A 15,186-nucleotide genomic window follows, 5' to 3' on the forward strand; every position below is an offset into this window, starting at 1 on the left:
CAGCCCCAAACCAGGGACGACAACGAACGTATGAGCCAGGCACCAGGTGCTCAGGATCCAACCACCGCAACCAGTGCGGCGCACTCACCCTGACACTGACAAGCACGTACGGCTCGCGGAAGTGCAGCTCGGGGTGGATCTCGTCGTCGAAGGCATACCCGGGGCCACCGCGGCCGGTGCCGAGCGGGTCACCGCCCTGGATCATGAAGTTCGGGATGACGCGGTGGAAGATCGTGCCGTTGTACAGCGGCTCGTTGCTGGACTCCCCGGTCTCCGGGTGCGTCCAGGTGCCCGCACCGGTGGCCAGGTCGGTGAAGTTCTTCACCGTCTTCGGCGCGTGGTTGGGCAGGAGTTCGACGACGATGTCGCCGGCGGTCGTGTGCAGAATGGCGTCCATGCCACCATCCTCGCACCCTTGGCTCGGAGTGCGTTACTGGCCGGCCTCGGCGAGGGTGGGACCAAGGCCGTATGCACATCGCCCACGCGGGTGGCACGATAGAGGCATCAACGCAGACGATCCGAATCCGATCTTCCGTGGACACCCGCGGGAAGGGAACTAGGGGAGACACATGTCGCGCAAGGACAAGACCAACACTGAGCAGCTCCGCGAGCAGGCCGAGGAGGCCGGCAAGGCGGCGCGCCAGCTCGCCGACCACGGCAAGGACTGGGCAGCACCGAAGGTGGAGGCAGCGCTTGAGTGGGCTGGTCCGCGCGTCGACAAGGCGTGGCGCACCGGCGTGACCGCAGCAGCCCCCGTGATCGCCGACTACGCCGAGCGCTCCAAGGATGTCGTGGACAGCGCCCATGACAAGGTCGTCGACGACGTCATCCCCCGGGTGATCGCGGCGATGGAGGAGGCCGCCAAGGCCGCCCAGTCCGGTTCGGACAACCTGCAGGACAAGGCGAACGCCGCCCTCGACGCGGCCGCCGCGGCCGTCGCGGAGCAGGAGAAGAAGGCCAAGGGCGGCAGCAAGGTCGGCAGGACGATCGGCTGGGTCCTGGTGGCCGGTGCGGTCGCCGGTGCCGGTGTGCTGATCTGGCGCCGCACCCAGCCCGTCGACGACCCGTGGGCCGAGGAGTACTGGGACGACGCCGTCGCCACCCCTGCCGCGGCCGGGGAGAGTGCCGCCGCGACCGTCGCGGACAAGGCGAAGCACGTCGCCGAGGACGCCAAGGCCGCTACCGCGCAGGCGGCGGAGAAGGTCGGCGAGGTCAAGGACCAGGTCGCCGAGAAGGCCACGCGGGCGAAGAACCAGATCGCGGACAAGGCGAATGCCGCCGCGGACAAGGCGGCCGACAAGGCCGACGACGCCAAGGACGAGGTGGCTGACAAGGCCGAGCAGGCCAAGGATGCGGCGCAGGACGTGGCCAACGATGCCCAGGACAAGGCCGACGACGCCAAGAACGGCTGACGCTCGCCTCGCCCGGACGAGACCCCGCACACCGGTTGTGTGCGGGGTCTCGCCGTCTGGAGTGCACCCGGCCACACCCTCGCTGCAGGACCCGGCGCGCGCGGGTGGAACAATGGCACCCGTGTCCGAGACCTCGACTGAATCCGGAGCGACCGCCGTCGCCTCCCTGCAGACCCAGCTCACCGACGCAATCGGTGACGCCATCGCGGTGGCCTATCCCGCCCAGAGCGGCGCTGATCCGCTGATCCGCCCGAGCGACCACGCCGACCGCCAGGCGAACGCTGCGCTCGCACTGGCGAAGAAGGTGGGCGCGAACCCGCGCGAGGTCGCCACGAGGGTCACCGAACAGATCGCGGTGGGGGACGTCGTCGAGCAGGTCGAGATCTCCGGCCCAGGCTTCCTGAACCTCACTCTGACCGATGCCGCCCTGTGGCGGCAGGTCGAGGCGCGCCGCGTCGGTGACCGGTTGGGCGTGCCGGCCGTCGCGACGGGGGTGCGCACCGTCATCGACTACTCCGGCCCGAACATCGCCAAGGAGATGCACGTCGGGCACCTTCGCTCGTCGGTGATCGGCGACGCGCTGGCCCGGATCCTGACCTTCCTCGGCTCGGATGTGGTGCGCCAGAACCACCTGGGGGACTGGGGGACCCAGTTCGGCATGCTGATCCAGTACATCGACGAGCACCCCGAGAAGCCGTGGCGGCACACGGAGATCACCGCCACCGACGCCGACGGTGAGAACGCCTCCACCGTGTCCGCCCTGGACGCCCTCTACAAGGCGGCCCGCGCCGTCTTCGACACCGACCCCGAGTTCGCGGACCGGGCCCGTGCGCGCGTGGTCGCACTCCAGGCCGGCGACGAGGCGACCCTGGCCACCTGGCAAGAGATCGTCAAGGAGTCCCAGTACGCATTCGACGAGGTCTACGAGCGCCTCGGGGTACAGCTGACCGAGGCGGACTCCGCGGGTGAGTCCTTCTACAACGACATGCTCGACGACGTCGCGGCCGAGCTCGAGGCGGCCGGGCTCGCGGTCGTGAGCGACGGCGCGCTCGTGGTGCTCTCCGACGAGGTGACCGGCCCGGACGACGAGCCGGTGGCTCTCATGGTCCGCAAGCGCGACGGCGGGTACGGCTACGACGCCACGGACCTCGCCACGATCCGGTACCGGATCCGCGACCTCGGTGCCGACCGGATCCTGTACCTGGTGGACTCGCGGCAGGCTCTGCACTTCCGGCTGGTGTTCGAGGCAGCGCGCCGGGCGGGCTGGCTGGACCCGGAGCGGGTGCAGGCGCTGCACGTGCCCTTCGGCAGTGTTCTCGGCCCGGACGGCAAGCCGTTCAAGACCCGCTCCGGCGGCACCGTGCGACTGATGAACCTCCTCGACGACGCCGTCGCCGCGGCCCTCACGGTGGTGCGCGAGGGCGCCGAGGCCAAGGGCACCGAGGTCGGCGAGGAGACGCTCAACCTGATCGCCGAGCAGGCCGGGATCGGTGCCGTGAAGTACGCGGACCTGTCCGGCTCCCGGGTCAAGGACTACGTCTTCGACGTCGCCCGGATGACGGCGTTCAACGGCAACACCGGTGTCTACCTGCAGTACGCGCACACCAGGATGGTCTCGATCCTGCGCCGGGCCGCCGAGCGTGGCCTGACCGTTCCTGAGCGGGTGCCGGCCGCCGTCGACACGCCGTTGGAGACCGCCGAGCGGGACCTGATCCTGACCCTGGACGCGTTCGCGGACGTCCTCGCCGAGGTCGCCGTCGACCTCGAGCCGCACCGGCTCGCCGGGTACCTGTACGAACTCTCCCGGGTGTTCACCGACTTCTACGAGGCGTGCCCCGTGCTCGCTTCCGAGGGTGCGGTCCGGGACCGTAGGCTCGCGATCGTTGACCTGACCCGGCGCACCCTCGCCAAGGGGCTCGACCTCCTCGGGATCGCCGCGCCGGAACGGATGTGAACGCGTCCGCTGAACTCGCCGCCCGGCATCTGCCGAGGTTGAGGGTCCGGCGGTAGGGTCGCCTCCCGTGAGCCGCTACCGCATCGATGCCCGCCCCGCCCTGCGGCTCGAACGCGGTGCGCCCGTGTTGCCCGGCGGTGCGGGCATCGAGGTCTACGGCTCGCACCTGGAGCGCGACGGTGTGCCCTGGATCGGAGTCTCGGGCGAGTTCCACTTCACCCGGTCGCCGCGGTCCACCTGGGCGGCGGAACTGGCCAAGCTGCGCGCCGCGGGACTGAACACCGTCGCCACCTACCTGTTCTGGTTGCACCACGAGCCGGAACATGGCATCCCGGACTTCACCGGGATCCTCGACATTCGCCACTTCGTCACGCTGGCCGCCGAGGCCGGGCTCGACGTGCTCGTCCGGATCGGCCCGTGGGCGCACGGCGAGGCGCGCAACGGTGGGCTGCCGGACTGGGTCCAGCACGGACCGTGGCGGATCCGCACCGACGACCCGGGCTACCTCGAACAGGTGCGACGCTGGTACACAGCGATCGCCGGCCAGCTGGACGGCCTGGATGCCGCCTCCGGCGGGCCGATCATCGGGATCCAGGTGGAGAACGAGCTCGCCGACGCTCCCGAGCACCTGGTCACCCTTCGCGGGATCGCCCACGAAGCCGGGCTGCGCGCGCCACTGTGGACGATGACGGCGTGGAACACCGCCGTGCTTCCGAGCCAGGGGTTCCTACCCCTGTACGGCGGGTACACGGAGTCGTTCTGGACTGACGCCGACGAGCCATGGAGCGCTGGCTGCCGGTCCCAGTTCACCTACACGCACCTGTTCGACGACACCTCGATCGGCGCCGATGTGATGCCGACGGCGCGACCGGAGCCCACGTCGTCGCACCGCCGGTTCCCGACGCCCGATCCCTACCCCGTCGTCACGTGCGAGTTGGGTGCGGGGATGGCGACCGCCTATCACCGCCGCCCTCTCGTGGACCCTGACGACGTCGCTGCCCTCGCGCTCACGAAGCTCGGCTCCGGCTCGGTCTGGCAGGGCTACTACATGTTCCACGGCGGACTCAACCCGCCCACCCGCGGTCTGCAGGAGTCTCACGCGACCGGCTACCCGAACGACCTCCCCGAGTTCGACTACGACTTCGGCGCACCGATCGGTGCAGCCGGACAGGTGCGGCCGTCCCTGGTCCTACTGCGGCGCCAGCATCGATTCCTGGCCGACTTCGGGGCTCGGCTGGCACCGATGGCGTCGGTACTGCCGACGCCCGACGGCGAGGGTGGGTCGGTGCCGACGCTGCGGTGGGCGGTGCGCACCGACGGCGAGAGCGGGTTCGTGTTCGTGACGAACCACCGGCCGCACGAACCGTTGCCCGCGCACCCCAAGGTGACGCTCAGCGTCGAGACCGAGTCCGGCACCGTGGTCTGGCCTACGGTCGACGTCGGAGTCGGTGCGTACTTCGCCTGGCCGTTCAACCTCGACGAGTCGGGCGTGCGGATCGGGTGGGCGACGGCGCAGCCGATCGCCCGCATCGTCGGTGGGGTATCGGCGGGTGCAGCCGGCACAGTCAGTCTGGTGTTCCTGCGCACTCCCGGTATCGAGACGCAGTTCGCGCTGCGGCTTCCCGCGGGGGCGATTCTGACCGGCGCGGCCGCGGCCGTCGACGGCGAGCGGGACGGCGGGCCGGCCGGGGACGGCGACGTCGTGACGGCCCAGCGCCGCGACGTCGTGGTGACGGTGGGCCGGGAACCCGTCGTGGTCTCCACCGGGTGCGCCACGCTCGAACTGCTTGTGCTCGACGCCGGCGACCTCGACACGTTGCTGGACGCCGAGGATCCGCTGGGGCGGGTCACGAGCCCGATATGGGTAGGGCGGGAGACGGCGGCCCCCGAGCGAGCCGGCGACGACGGATCCGGCACGGAAGGGTCCGGCCACGGCCGGACGCCCACGGACGGGTACGTTGCGGACCTGGCCGCCGCGGGCGGTACCGATCTGGGAGTGCGCGAGCTGACGCCGTCGGGCGTGCCGCCGGCGTCCCGGTCGGCGAGCAACGGACGGCTCAGTGCGCCGCTGGACGCGGACTTCGCCGGCGCCGCCCGGTTCGAGATCGACGTGCCCGCGCAGGAGGGACTCCTGCGCGTGGAGTGGACCGGGGACGTGCTGCGCGCATCGGTCGGTGACGAGGGTGAGCGCCGGCCGCTCGCCGATCAGTACTTCTCCGGCGCGGCGTGGGAGATCACCGGCGCCGATCTGCGCGAGCGTGCGGGCCTGCCCGCGCGGGCTGCCCTGTCGGTCGCGCTCGAGATCCTCCCGTTCCCCCAGCACGCGGCCATCTGGCTCGATCCCCGGGCGCGGGCAGCGCTCGCCGCCGAACGGTTCCGGGCCCGGATCAGGTTCGCCCAGTGGCACCCGGGACCGGCCTGATCAGTCGTCCTCGCCGAGCGCCCCCGCCGCGGCGCGAACGGCGCGGACCTCCTCGGCGGCCGGAACCACGCCCTGCCGCAACTGTGCGGCCATCCGCCGGCAGGCCCCCGCGGCGCCCTCCATGCGGGAGGCCGGCTCGATCTGTGTGCAGCCACGTGCCAGCACGGTGAACCCCAACCACGCGGTCGCCTCCCGCACCTCGAGCAGCTCGGCGATCCCGTCGGGGTCATCCTGCAGTCCTCGGCGGACCACCCCCGAGAGCTCCTGCATGTCCACCGCGAGGTCACGCAGCCCCGCCCGTCCCACCGGCCGGCGGTGGGTGCCCGCGCCGAGATGGTCGAGCGCCGCCGCCGCCGAAGTCAGGACCCGGGCAAGGTGTGCGCGGACGAGTCCCGGGGTACCGCGCCGGAAGACCAGCCAGGGGACTGCCACCGCGACCGTGATCCCGATCGCGGTGTCGAGGAGCCGCTCGAGCGCTACGTCCCCGACCGCGGCGCCGGTGCCCGCGGTCCCGATCGTCAGCGCCAGCGGGGTGATGAACAGGACCGCGGCCGCGTAGTTGCGCACCACCAGCAGCTCCACGGCGCCCTGCAACACGACGAGAGTGATGACCAGGACCCAGGGGCCGCCGAGGTCCACGAGCGCGTGGACGGCGAGGAACAGGCCAAGGCCGAGCACGGTCCCGACCAGCCGATGCACCGACCGGATCATGGTGTTCTTGCGGTCCAGCCCGTTGTGCAGCACCAGCATCGCGGCCGCCATCGCCCAGTACACGTGGTCGGTACCAGCGGTCCACGCGATCAGCCCGGCGATGGTCACACCGGCACCCACGCGCACTGCGGCCTGCAGCGCGCTGGTGGGCCACCGCAGCGACCGCCGCAGCATGCGCTGGACGGACGGCTGGCCCAGCGGTCCCTCGGTCACCTCCGCATGGAGCTCGGGGTCCGGCACGTCACCGGGCAGCTGGAAGCCGGAGTAGGTGTGCTGGACGCGGTGCAGGTCGGCGACCAGCGCCCGGGCGCGAGCATCCCCCGAAACGGGGTCGCCGCCGTCGGCCAGCGTGGTCCAGGCGTCGTGCAGGGCGTCCGTGGCCGTGGCGCTACGCAGTTCGGCATCGGGCGCCGCGGAACCGGCCTTCACGAACGCGTCCACGGCGGTTCGAGCCGCGGCCACGGCGTCCTCCTGCGGTCCTCGCGGACGCACGACCAGGTCGGACATGGCGACCACGACCGCAACTGCCGCTCCGATCGCCGTGGCGGCCACGAGAGTGCCGGGGTGCACCCCGTGAGCAGGCAGATAGCCACCGACGCCGGCCAGGAGCACGAAGAAGAAGGCTCCGGGTGCGCCGAGCCGGAGCGCGTGGGAGATCTGGGTCGCGACCATCCCGATCGCCGCCACGACGACGATCGAAACGAGGGGGTTGCCTGTGGTGAGGGTGCCGACGAACACCGACGCAACCATCGCGAGCCCCACGGTCAGCAGGAGCACGAGCCGGGTCCGCAGCGGCCTGCCGGCACCGTAGAGGACCGTGAACACTCCGGTTCCGATCAACAGACCGAAGGTCTGGTGACCCAGGAGCGTGGTCACGGTCAGCGGGATCCCCAGCGCCACCGCCGCTCGGGCCGCGACGGGCCACCGCACCGGGGGCCGGATGGTCCAACGCAGACCCCCCAACGGGCGTGGGCGGCGTTCTCGATCGGGTTCCGGCACGCCTCCCGATGCTACTCGGGCGCGGGACCCGCGTTCCGTCGTGCGTGAGGTGGGCGACGCCTGTTCGGAGCGCGTGACCCGCTCGAGCCTGGAATGACCGCTACCGTGTAGCGCGGACCACGCCAAGTGGTCGATCGCCGCAGGGCGGCGAGCACCGACCGTGAGAACACCGGGAGATTCCCCTGACCACCGTTCCCGCCCCCTACGCCCGGCTGCACGACGACGCCACAGCCCTCCTGGCGGGCTGGACCGCACCGGGCTCGCGTCAGGAGGACCTCCGCCGCGAGTTCCTGGCACTCCTGAGCGCGGAGCCCCGCGCCATGTGGCGACACGGCACGTCGGCCCACCTGACCGCGAGCTGCATCGTGCTCGACGCCGACCGTACCCACGTCCTCCTGACGCTGCACGCGAAGATCGGCCTCTGGCTCCCGTTCGGTGGGCACTTCGAACCTGAGGACATCTCGATCCGGGACGCCGCGGAGCGGGAGACCCGGGAGGAGTCCGGACTGTCCGGTGTGCAACTCGGTGAGCTGGTGGACCTGGACCGCCATGCGTTGCCCACGAGCGCCTACTCCCACTGCACCGAGCACCTGGATCTGCGGTTCGTGGGCGTCGACCCGGCGGGCCGCACGGAGCCCGTGGTCAGCGACGAGTCCGACGACGTGCGCTGGTGGCCGCTGGATGCGTTGCCCACACCGATCGGTGCGGACGTCGGCAGGCTCGTGCGAGCCGGCATCGCCGGCGTGATCGCGCCGCGCCCGTAGGCGCAGCCGCCGAACCAGGACGGATATTCGGATCCGGCTGCCTTAGGTGGACCCTGACTAGGAGGCGACGGCGGCCGGCTCAGTCCGAGGGAACCGCTTCTCCGAGCGGGCCTTGGCCTTGGCGGCCTCCTCGTCGCGGTTCTTCGGCGGGGCCGTGGTGACCAGGTCGTCGAGCAGGTGCTCGGTGATGTGGGTGATCTCGGCGACGGCACGCTCGAACGCCTCGGCGTTCGCCTGGGACGGCTTGTTCATTCCGCTGATCTTGCGGACGAACTGCAGCGCGGCGTCGTGGACCTCGCCGGACGTCGCGTGCGGCTCGAAGTTGTGCAGCGGGCGGATGTTTCGGCACATGCTTCGATGGTGCCACGCGCCGCCGACGCCGGTCCAGTGCTCACCCGGACCCGAGGGAACACCGCGATGGTGGAGCCAGCGGGACTCGAACCCGCAACCCCCTGCTTGCAAAGCAGGTGCGCTACCAATTGCGCCATGGCCCCGTGTGTAGTTTGTGAGGTTCGCCCGGGACCTGTTCGGTTCAGGGCAGCGGGTCGGTGACCTCTGCCCACAGATCCCGCTCGTCGCGGTCCGCGGCGAACTTCCGCCAGACGAAGTACCCGGCGGCGGCCACCGCCAGGAGTGTGAGGAGCTTCTTCATCGCCACCGCCACCTTCCTGATCTGCGAGACGTGGGCCTAGCTGGACTCGAACCAGCGACCTCTTCCTTATCAGGGAAGCGCTCTAACCGACTGAGCTATAGGCCCGGATCCCCGCGTATTCGCGCGGGGGCGCCGGAGTGAGACTACCTCAGGCGCACGGCTGCGCCAAAACCGATTCGCTCAGTCGTCGGTGAGGGTGAGGTGCAGTCCGCCCACCATTGCCGCGACAATGTTGTACACGAAGGCCCCCAGGGTGCTCAGCGCTGTGAGCAGCACCACATCGACGATCGCGACCACGGTCGCCACCGAGATCACCCGGGAGAATTCGAAGTACTCCAGCAGGTTGCCGAACTGAGCCATCGCCTCGGCGTCCGCGATGATGCCCTGGATACTGGCGAAGACACCCATCTCGTTCAACACGCCCCACACGACGGCCGTGGCAACAACGATCGCGATGCCGATCGCGATCGAGAGCAGGAACGAGATCTTCATGGCCGACCAGGGGTCGATCCGGGAGATCGCGAGCCTGACCCGACGCGCGCCCGGGGCGGCCTTGCCGGACGATTGGCTCGCGCCGGCGGTCCTTCCGGCGGTCCGCGCCTGCGGGGCGGCCGGCCGCTGGGTCCCCGAGCCGGCACTCTCGGTGCCGACCTCGAGTTTGACCGCGCCGGTCCTCGCCTCGCCCGCGGGCTTGATGCTCGGCGGCCGCTGCCCTGGGGCCTGGCCACCCAAGGTCGTCCGGGTCGAGGTGCGCACCGGCGCACCCGTGGAGTTCCCCTGGGTGTTCTCGGTCATCAGTTGCCTTCCTGCTGCTCGGCGTCGGCGTCCGCGGTGTTCGCGCCGCCGTGCTCACCCGAAGACGGTACGCCATCGGAGGACTCCACCGCTGCTGCAGCCCCGTCGACGTCGCCGGATTCGGCTGCTGCCTCTTCGACGACGGCCTCGACATTACGGGCGATCGCGATGATCCGGTCGCCGGCGTCGGGCTTGGCGAAGGTCACACCCTGGGTGTTCCGGCCGGTGAGATTCACCTCGGAGACCGACACCCGGACGATCTTGCCGCGCTCCATGATGACCAGCACCTCGTCGTCGGGTCCGGTGATGAGGGCACCGACCAGGTCTCCGCGTGCCTCGACGAGGTTCGCGACCTTGATTCCCAGGCCGCCACGGCCCTGTACCCGGTACTCGTCGACCCGGGTCCGCTTGCCGAAGCCACCCTCGGTGACCACGAACAGGTCGTTCCCGGGCTGGACCACGTCCAGCGAGAGCAGCGAGTCGCCGTCGCGGAACTTCATGCCGGTGACGCCGGACGTCGCCCGGCCGAGCGGGCGGAGCGCCTCGTCGCTGGCGGTGAACCGGAGCGACTGACCCTTGCGGGAGACCAGCAGCAGGTCGTCGTTCGAGTCGACCAGCCGGGCGGAGACCACCTCGTCCGGGTTGCCCTCGTCATCGGTGCGCAGGTTGATCGCGATCACACCACCGGTGCGGGTGGAGTCGTACTCGCTGAGCCGGGTCTTCTTGACCAGACCGCTGCGCGTGGCGAGGACGAGATACTCAGCCTGCTCGTAGTCGCGGATGGCCAGGACCTGGGCGATCCGCTCGTCAGGCTGGAACGCCAACAGGTTCGCGACGTGCTGGCCCTTCGCGTCCCGGCCACCCTCGGGCAGCTCGTAGGCCTTGGCGCGGTAGACCCGCCCGAAGTTCGTGAAGAACAACAACCACTGGTGCGTCGTCGTGACACCGAAGTGGTCCACGATGTCGTCACCACGCAGCTGCGCCCCACGCACACCCTTGCCGCCCCGGTGCTGCTGGCGGTAGTTGTCCGTGCGGGTGCGCTTCGCGTAGCCACCGCGGGTGATCGTGACGACGACGTCCTCCTCGGGGATCAGATCCTCCATGGACATCTCGCCGTTGAACGGCAGGATCGTCGTGCGTCGCTCGTCGCCATAACGGTCGACGATCTCGTTGAGCTCGTTGCCGACGATCTCGCGCTGGCGTTCCTCGGACCCGATGATGTCCTTGTAGTCGGCGATCTCCGCCTCGATCGCGGCGAACTCGTCAAGGATCTTCTGCCGCTCGAGGGCGGCGAGCCGACGCAGCTGCATCTCGAGGATGGCGTTCGACTGGATCTCGTCGATCTCCAGCATCTCCATCAGCCCGGTGCGGGCGACCTCGACGGTGCGCGAGGCGCGGATCAGCGCAATGACCTCGTCGAGGGCGTCCAGTGCCTTGATGAGGCCGCGCAGGATGTGGATACGGTCCTCGGCCCGGCGCAGCAGCCACTGGGTCCGCCGCACGATCACGTCGACCTGGTGGTGCACCCAGTGCCGGATGAACGCGTCGAGGCTGAGGGTGCGCGGCACCCCGTCCACGAGCGCGAGCATGTTGGCGCCGAAGGTGTCCTGCAGCTGGGTGTGCTTGTACAGGTTGTTCAGTACGACCTTCGCGATCGCATCCCGCTTGAGAACGATCACGAGGCGCTGCCCGGCTCGCCCGGACGTCTCATCACGGATGTCGGCGATGCCCTGGATCCGGCCGTCGCGGACCAGATCGGCGATCTTCGCGGCGAGGTTGTCCGGGTTCACCTGGTACGGCAGCTCGGAGACCACCAGGCAGGTACGGCCCTGGAGTTCCTCGACCTCGACGACCGCACGCATCGTGATGGAGCCGCGGCCGGTCCGATAGGCGTCCTCGATGCCCCGGTGACCCAGGATCTGGGCGCCGGTCGGGAAGTCGGGACCCTTGATCCGCACCAGCAGGGCCTCGAGCAACTCCTCGGCGCTCGAGCCCGGGTTCGCGAGGAGCCACCGCACGCCCTCTGCGACCTCGCGGAGGTTGTGCGAGGGGATGTTCGTGGCCATCCCGACGGCGATCCCGGAGGAGCCGTTGACCAGCAGGTTCGGGAAGCGCGCCGGGAGGACGAGCGGCTCGCGGGTGCGGCCGTCGTAGTTGTCCCCGAAGTCGACCGTGTCCTTCTCGATGTCGCGGACCATCTCCATGGCCAGCGGTGCCATCTTGCACTCGGTGTACCGCGGCGCGGCGGCGGGGTCGTTACCCGGGGACCCGAAGTTGCCCTGCCCGTTGATGAGCGGGTAGCGCAGCGACCACGGCTGCACCAGGCGGACCATCGCGTCATAGATCGCCGTGTCACCGTGCGGGTGGAACTGCCCCATCACGTCGCCGACCACCCGCGAGCATTTCGAGAATGCCGAGTCGGGGCGATAGCCGCCGTCGAACATCGCATAGATGATGCGACGGTGCACCGGCTTGAGGCCGTCGCGGACCTCCGGCAGGGCGCGGCCGACGATCACGCTCATGGCGTAGTCGAGGTAGGACCTCTGCATCTCGAGCTGGAGGTCGACCTGCTCGATGCGGTCGTGGGTGACGACGGCGTCGATGGGCTGGTCGTCGTCGCTGGGGCCGGTCGGGGGCATGGGTGGCTGTTCGCTCACGTGTTCGATTCCTTACTCAGACGTCCAGGAAGCGCACGTCGCGGGCGTTGCGCTGGATGAAGGACCGGCGTGACTCGACGTCCTCGCCCATCAGGATGGAGAAGATCTCGTCGGCTCCCGCCGCTTCACCGATGGTGACTTGACGCAGGGTGCGGGTGGCCGGGTCCATCGTGGTCTCCCACAGTTCCCGGTAGTCCATCTCGCCGAGACCCTTGTACCGCTGGATACCGCCGTCCTTGGGAAGTCGGTGGTTCTTCGCCAGCCCTTCGGCCACGAACGCGTCGCGCTCCCGGTCCGAGTACACGTACTGGTGCGGGGAGTTCGTCCACTTCAGCCGGTACAGCGGCGGCATCGCCAGGTACACGTGGCCGCGCTCGATGAGCGGGCGCATGTACCGGAACAGCAGCGTGAGGAGCAGCGTGGCGATGTGCTGGCCGTCGACGTCGGCGTCGGCCATAAGCACGATCTTGTGATAGCGCAGCTTCGTGATGTCGAAGTCCTCGCCGAATCCGGTGCCGAACGCCGTGATCAGCGCCTGCACCTCCAGGTTCGCGAGGGCCTTGTCGATCCGCGCCTTCTCGACGTTCAGGATCTTCCCGCGGATCGGCAGGATCGCTTGCGTCTCTGGGTTGCGACCCTGCACGGCGGAGCCGCCGGCCGAGTCACCCTCGACGATGAACACCTCGGAGATCGAGGCGTCCCGGCTGGAGCAGTCGCGGAGCTTGCCGGGCATGCCACCACCCTCGAGCAGTCCCTTGCGGCGGGTCGCCTCACGGGCCTTGCGGGCCGCCATCCTGGCCGCGGAGGCCTGGATGGACTTGCGGATCACGTCCCGGGCCTCGGCGGGGTGCGACTCGAGCCAGCCGCCCAGCTGGTCGAACACGACCTTCTGGGTGAACGTGCGGGCCTCGGTGTTGCCGAGCTTGGTCTTCGTCTGGCCCTCGAACTGCGGCTCACCGAGCTTGATGGAGATGACGGCGGTGAGGCCCTCGCGGATGTCCTCCCCGGTGAGGTTGTCGTCCTTCTCCTTGAGCAGGTTCTTCTCACGGGCGTACCGGTTGATCAGTGTCGTCAACGCCGACCGGAAACCCTCCTCGTGGGTGCCACCCTCGGAGGTGTTGATCGTGTTCGCGTAGGTGTGCACGCTCTCGGAGTACGCACCGGTCCATTGCATCGCGATCTCCAGCGAGATCTTGCGCTCGGTGTCCTCGGACTCGAAGTCGATGATCTCCGGATGGACCATCTCGGTGCGCTTGGCCGCGTTGAGGTGCTTCACGTAGTCGACCAGACCACCGTCGTAGCGGTAGGTGACCGACCGCGAGTGTTCCCCGATCGGCTCCGCCCTCGCGACCTCTGGCCCGGCGACCTCGTCACCGGTGTCCTCGGCGATGACCCGCTCGTCGGTCAGAGAGATGCCAAGGCCCTTGTTCAGGAACGCATACTGCTGGAACCGGGCCCGCAGCGTCTCGTAGTCGAAGACGGTCGTCTCGAAGATGTCGGCATTCGGCCAGAACGTCACCGTGGTGCCGGTCTCGTCCGTGTCCTCCTCGCGGGAGAGCGGGGCCATCGGGACGCCGTCGGCGTAGCTCTGCCGCCAGACGCTACCCTGCAGCCGCACCTCCACCTCGAGGCGGCGCGACAGCGCGTTCACCACGGAGACGCCGACACCGTGGAGACCACCCGAGACGGCGTACCCGCCGCCGCCGAACTTCCCGCCGGCGTGCAGGACCGTCAGCACGACCTCGACGGCCGGCTTGCCCTCGGACGCGACCACGTCCACCGGGATGCCGCGGCCGTTGTCGCGGACCCGAAGGCCGCCATCGGCCAGCAGGGTCACGTCGATGTGGTCGCAGTAGCCGGCGAGCGCCTCGTCGACGGAGTTGTCGACCACCTCGTAGACCAGGTGGTGCAGGCCTCGTTCACCGGTCGATCCGATGTACATGCCCGGACGCTTGCGAACCGCCTCGAGTCCCTCGAGGACCGTGATGTTGCTGGCGTCGTAGCTTGTGGGGCCCGAGGTCTGTGCTTCGGTTGCCGGCTCAGTCTTGTCGTCAGCCACGTTGTTCTGGCTCTCCTCATCGTCATCGAGGCACGCGCGCGGCACCGCTCGGTTGAGTGAGGTGCCTGCGTGCCGGCCCAGGACCACAGGCAGATGAACCACTTGCCCCCGGACGGTCGCTCAATTCTACTCCGAAACCGCGCAAACTCCGAATATCCACAGAAGTTATCCACAGCGTGTCGCGACCTGTGGACGAAGGCGGTTGGAGCCCGGTGGCGCGTTGGCCGGATCTCAGCCGTAGGTGTCGCGTGGGCCCCGGCCGCGCACTGATCGTGGGCCTCGACGCCAGGACGGTCCGCCCGGTCCGAGGACCTGGATCGAGGTGACCACACCTTCGCCGACCTCCTCCACGAGCCGTCGTTCCAGCTGGGGAAGCAGCAGCCGGATCTGCGTCGCCCACGCGGTGGAATCCGCGCGCACCACAAGCGCGCCCTCGTCGAACGTCTCGGGCACACAGTGGTCGGCGATCTGGTCGCCGACCACCTCCCGCCAGCGGCCGATCACGCCACCGATGGACAGGGGCTGGTTCCAGCCGAGCTGCCCGCGCAAGGAGTCCATCGCCACACCGATCGAGCGCGGATCGCGGCCCGTCCCATGACCCGGCGCGGGAGCCGCGGCCTCGGAGTCCCGCCCGGGCGTGCGCCGTCCCGCCCGGCCGAGCCCGCCGGGCGCCAGGCCCTTCGACCGAGCGGCGTCCCGGGCACGCGCGAGCGCGTGCCGCGCAGCCGCGTCCACGTCCGGTTCCGCCGGCCCCGTCGGCG

12 protein-coding genes and 2 tRNA genes are annotated in these 15,186 nt (G+C 69.8%); 4 read left to right on the top strand and 10 right to left on the bottom strand.

Annotated elements, in window-relative coordinates:
* The coding region (locus tag HALOF300_RS00015) for a peptidylprolyl isomerase (RefSeq protein WP_197522184.1) at window positions 1-397 on the bottom strand (397 nt) is incomplete at its 3' end.
* Window positions 398-569: 172 nt separating this feature from the next.
* Between HALOF300_RS00015 and HALOF300_RS00020 the strand changes: the two genes are divergently transcribed.
* The 3 genes from HALOF300_RS00020 to HALOF300_RS00030 all read left to right on the top strand — a co-directional run bounded on the left by HALOF300_RS00020 (window position 570) and on the right by HALOF300_RS00030 (window position 5,788).
* Entirely contained in the window at window positions 570-1,412 is an 843-nt protein-coding gene (locus HALOF300_RS00020) for a hypothetical protein (protein WP_156738614.1), read from the top strand.
* Between the two features lie 121 nt (window positions 1,413-1,533).
* On the top strand, window positions 1,534-3,366 hold the full coding sequence (gene argS / locus HALOF300_RS00025; RefSeq protein WP_231954922.1) for an arginine--tRNA ligase: 1,833 nt from the start codon (window positions 1,534-1,536) through the stop codon (window positions 3,364-3,366).
* Window positions 3,367-3,433: 67 nt separating this feature from the next.
* Complete coding sequence (locus HALOF300_RS00030; RefSeq protein WP_156738616.1) at window positions 3,434-5,788, top strand: beta-galactosidase; 2,355 nt, start codon at window positions 3,434-3,436, stop codon at window positions 5,786-5,788.
* Here the strand turns inward: HALOF300_RS00030 and HALOF300_RS00035 are convergent, their stop codons facing one another.
* On the bottom strand, window positions 5,789-7,375 hold the full coding sequence (locus HALOF300_RS00035; RefSeq protein ID WP_231954923.1) for an FUSC family protein: 1,587 nt from the start codon (window positions 7,373-7,375) through the stop codon (window positions 5,789-5,791). It lies immediately after the preceding gene.
* A 443-nt stretch (window positions 7,376-7,818) separates the two neighbouring features.
* Here HALOF300_RS00035 and HALOF300_RS00040 point away from each other — a divergent pair, with 443 nt between their 5' ends.
* The gene (locus tag HALOF300_RS00040; RefSeq protein ID WP_156738618.1) at window positions 7,819-8,262 is read left to right on the top strand and encodes an NUDIX hydrolase; all 444 of its coding nucleotides are present in this window, start codon (window positions 7,819-7,821) and stop codon (window positions 8,260-8,262) included.
* A gap of 57 nt (window positions 8,263-8,319) precedes the next feature.
* On the opposite strand, the gene HALOF300_RS00045 is transcribed toward HALOF300_RS00040, so the two are convergent.
* From HALOF300_RS00045 to HALOF300_RS00075, 8 genes are all read right to left on the bottom strand, one after another.
* A complete protein-coding gene (locus HALOF300_RS00045) occupies window positions 8,320-8,613 on the bottom strand; it encodes a DUF2277 domain-containing protein (RefSeq protein WP_156738619.1) in 294 nt (97 codons plus the stop codon).
* A gap of 67 nt (window positions 8,614-8,680) precedes the next feature.
* A tRNA-Ala gene (locus HALOF300_RS00050) sits at window positions 8,681-8,756 on the bottom strand.
* 38 nt (window positions 8,757-8,794) lie between these two features.
* Complete coding sequence (locus HALOF300_RS27170) at window positions 8,795-8,914, bottom strand: DLW-39 family protein (protein ID WP_210769272.1); 120 nt, start codon at window positions 8,912-8,914, stop codon at window positions 8,795-8,797.
* 31 nt (window positions 8,915-8,945) lie between these two features.
* Window positions 8,946-9,019 (bottom strand) — tRNA-Ile (locus tag HALOF300_RS00055).
* Between the two features lie 75 nt (window positions 9,020-9,094).
* The gene (locus tag HALOF300_RS00060) at window positions 9,095-9,709 is read right to left on the bottom strand and encodes a DUF3566 domain-containing protein (RefSeq protein ID WP_156738620.1); all 615 of its coding nucleotides are present in this window, start codon (window positions 9,707-9,709) and stop codon (window positions 9,095-9,097) included.
* The gene (gene gyrA, locus HALOF300_RS00065) at window positions 9,709-12,348 is read right to left on the bottom strand and encodes a DNA gyrase subunit A (protein ID WP_156738640.1); all 2,640 of its coding nucleotides are present in this window, start codon (window positions 12,346-12,348) and stop codon (window positions 9,709-9,711) included. The genes HALOF300_RS00060 and gyrA overlap by 1 nt, the downstream gene beginning before the upstream one ends.
* A 34-nt stretch (window positions 12,349-12,382) precedes the next feature.
* Window positions 12,383-14,425 (bottom strand): DNA topoisomerase (ATP-hydrolyzing) subunit B, encoded by a 2,043-nt coding sequence (gene gyrB / locus HALOF300_RS00070; RefSeq protein ID WP_156738621.1) that lies wholly within the window; start codon window positions 14,423-14,425, stop codon window positions 12,383-12,385.
* 231 nt (window positions 14,426-14,656) lie between these two features.
* A complete protein-coding gene (locus HALOF300_RS00075; RefSeq protein ID WP_156738622.1) occupies window positions 14,657-15,160 on the bottom strand; it encodes a DUF721 domain-containing protein in 504 nt (167 codons plus the stop codon).
* Between the last annotated feature and the right edge of the window lie 26 nt (window positions 15,161-15,186).

Source organism: Occultella aeris, from assembly GCF_902703175.1.
In the GTDB taxonomy this organism is placed as follows: domain Bacteria; phylum Actinomycetota; class Actinomycetes; order Actinomycetales; family Beutenbergiaceae; genus Occultella; species Occultella aeris.

Bases quoted from the DNA above. Each gene is read 5' to 3' on its own strand.
- HALOF300_RS00020 (WP_156738614.1), top strand. From the start codon at position 570: ATGTCGCGCAAGGACAAGACCAACACTGAGCAGCTCCGCGAGCAGGCC.
- HALOF300_RS00040 (WP_156738618.1), top strand. From the start codon at position 7,819: ATGTGGCGACACGGCACGTCGGCCCACCTGACCGCGAGCTGCATCGTG.
- HALOF300_RS00045 (WP_156738619.1), bottom strand. From the start codon at position 8,613: ATGTGCCGAAACATCCGCCCGCTGCACAACTTCGAGCCGCACGCGACG.
- HALOF300_RS27170 (WP_210769272.1), bottom strand. From the start codon at position 8,914: ATGAAGAAGCTCCTCACACTCCTGGCGGTGGCCGCCGCCGGGTACTTC.
- HALOF300_RS00060 (WP_156738620.1), bottom strand. From the start codon at position 9,709: ATGACCGAGAACACCCAGGGGAACTCCACGGGTGCGCCGGTGCGCACC.
- gyrA (WP_156738640.1), bottom strand. From the start codon at position 12,348: ATGCCCCCGACCGGCCCCAGCGACGACGACCAGCCCATCGACGCCGTC.